This window comes from Pandoraea aquatica, from assembly GCF_902459565.1.
Taxonomy (GTDB): Bacteria; Pseudomonadota; Gammaproteobacteria; order Burkholderiales; family Burkholderiaceae; genus Pandoraea; species Pandoraea aquatica.
On the sequence record NZ_CABPSN010000017.1, the window covers coordinates 1 to 543 of the forward strand.

The following is a 543-nucleotide window of genomic DNA, read 5'->3' on the forward strand; positions in this document are numbered from 1 at the left end:
TTCGTGTCGGATGGATGGCAGGGTGTGAACTATGCGAAGGGTGTGTGGCATCACCCGTTGTTGGCGTTGGATGAGGTGAGTGACTTCGTGGTGGTGGACCGGGGTGGTGACGGTCACAACTGTGACGAGCAGGATTTGCCGGGCGTGTATTTGCTGACGCAGGCGGCGTTGGATGCGGTGCAGGGAGCGCAGAAGGCTGCGTGAGGCAGGAATAAAGCGGGACAAAGAGACGCCGGGCGATGCTCGGCGTTTTTTATTGGGCTGGGGAAAACGAAGAAAGGCGCGGAGGAAAGCGGTTAGGCGGGTAGAGGGACTGGAAACGTGTGGGCGACGCCACGGCCGTCGCGCAGCAGTTGCGGAGCACGTGCGTGGCGGTTGTGGCGTCGCGATGGCGCTGGAGTAGAGCGGTGTCGACGGAACCAGAGAGTTTGGATAAGCAAGCGAGAATCGGGCGGTGTCGGTTGAGGCACTGGGTGCTTCGAGGGAGACGGACCGGGGCGCCTTTCTGCAGCGAGTTGGGTTTATGTCTGAGCGGCGGAAAGG

General features: G+C 61.5%; 1 protein-coding gene. It reads left to right on the forward strand.

Features of this window, described 5'->3' with window-relative positions; genetic code table 11:
* A partial coding sequence (locus tag PAQ31011_RS26245; protein WP_174990278.1) for an ureidoglycolate lyase occupies positions 1–204 on the forward strand: 204 nt, incomplete at its 5' end.
* Positions 205–543: the final 339 nt, after the last annotated feature.